Raw genomic sequence first — 1632 nt, 5'->3', positions numbered from 1 at the left:
CTTCGACTACTCCGACGAGAGCGACCACGTGCGTTACCCGCTCGGCGCCGACACCCGGATCGAGGGCGGACGGAACTCCGACGGCGATCGGCACGCGATCATCGTCAACAAGGCCACCTGCCGACTGTACGAGACCTGGGCGACGCGGAAGACTGCGGCCGGCTGGCGGGCCGGCTCCGGGGCCACCTGGTCACTGACTAGCAACCGCCTGCGTCCGGACACCTGGACGTCGGCAGACGCCGCCGGCTTGCCGATCCTTCCCGGGCTGTTGAGGTGGAACGAGGTCGAGGCCGGCACCGTCGACCACGCCATCCGGTTCACCACCGACGTCACCAGCAACCACCACCTCTGGCCGGCACGGCATCACGCCGGATCGACCAACAGCTGGAACTACCCGCCGATGGGCGCGCGCTTCCGGCTCCGCGCCGGGTACGACGCGTCACACCTCGGCCCCCGCGCCCGGGTCGTCGTCCGCGCCATGAAGAAATACGGCCTCGTGCTCGCCGACAACGGTTCGCCGTGGTTCTTCCAGGGCGAGCAGAACGCGCACTGGCCGGTCCGGATGATCGAGGACCTCAAGAAGATCCCCGCCTCGGCTTTCGTCGCCGTCGACACGTCGTCGCTGCGTCCCTGAGCCAGGTCAGGCGCGTGGGAGCAGGTAGGCCCGGTACGCGGACAGGTTGATGGCGACGAGCCCGCCAACGACCTCGACCGGGATGAGGTAGTGGTTGTAGTCGCCGTCGATGATGGAGAACTGCTCGATCTCCTCCGGGCCGTAGGTGCGGACTTCCTTGCGTGTGGTCGACAGCCGAACCTGCCATGTCGACCCGTCCCGCACGGTGGTGGTCTTGACCTGGACGCGGTCAGCGCGACCTCCGCGCCACACGAGAAGGTCGTACCGGGACGGCTCGAGCGGCCATGACACCGGGAAGCCACAGAGCTCGAACCAGGCTGCTGCCATCAACGAGCCTGCTCTCGCGAGGTGAACGTACTGCGGTCGGATGTCGCGATCAGTCGGCGCTTCGGTCGCCGCAGTAGTCAAGTGAGCGGTGCTGAGCCCGAGCCTGACGGCATGCCCGCGGAGTGTCGTCGTTGCCGAACTCCCGGTGAGCCCTAACGCGACCGTGACCTGCGACCAGGTCGCGGAGGAGGCGACGGCCTCCATCAGCTGTCGGTCAGTCCACCGCCGCTGGCCACGGAAGTGGCTGTAGCTCAGCTCGAGCCGGTCCGCGTGAGCGCGTACCGAGCGCATCGCCCCGGCCGACGATGACCGCAGGCCGAGCATCCGCAGCACTCCCCGCCAGGACGTCGATGACTTCATCGCGCGAATCAGGTCGTCGTCCGAGTAGCGCCGCATGCGGGCAAGCTATTTGTGACCCCCGACAGGAGGGTCGAAGGCACTCTCGACCGACGCGCCCGTACCTGAATCCTGCGGAGCGCGCTCACAAGGTGACGCCGATTCCCAGCATCGATCGGTGACCGTGTAAGGTCGTCCCGCTCGGCTCAACTGCGGGCAAACGGGCTGTGGCGCAGCTTGGTAGCGCACGTGACTGGGGGTCACGGGGTCGCAGGTTCAAATCCTGTCAGCCCGACCGAGAAGTAGAGGTTCAGAGGCGGTCTCCCGAATCGGAG

General features: G+C 67.4%; 2 protein-coding genes and 1 tRNA gene. 2 read left to right on the top strand and 1 reads right to left on the bottom strand.

Annotation, left to right across the window (positions count from 1 at the left end; all coding sequences use genetic code 11):
• On the top strand, positions 1-634 hold a 634-nt coding region (locus V6M46_RS12915; RefSeq protein ID WP_332665731.1), incomplete at its 5' end, for a hypothetical protein.
• A 6-nt stretch (positions 635-640) separates the two neighbouring features.
• Here V6M46_RS12915 and V6M46_RS12910 read toward each other — a convergent pair.
• Positions 641-1357 (bottom strand): group I intron-associated PD-(D/E)XK endonuclease, encoded by a 717-nt coding sequence (locus V6M46_RS12910; RefSeq protein WP_332665730.1) that lies wholly within the window; start codon positions 1355-1357, stop codon positions 641-643.
• A 161-nt stretch (positions 1358-1518) separates the two neighbouring features.
• On the opposite strand from V6M46_RS12910, the gene V6M46_RS12905 reads away from it, so the two are divergent.
• Positions 1519-1592: transfer RNA gene (locus V6M46_RS12905), tRNA-Pro, on the top strand.
• Positions 1593-1632 lie beyond the last annotated feature (40 nt).

Source organism: Aeromicrobium sp. (genome assembly GCF_036676885.1).
In the GTDB taxonomy this organism is placed as follows: domain Bacteria; phylum Actinomycetota; class Actinomycetes; order Propionibacteriales; family Nocardioidaceae; genus Aeromicrobium.
This window is presented reverse-complemented; position numbering and strand designations above follow the sequence as displayed.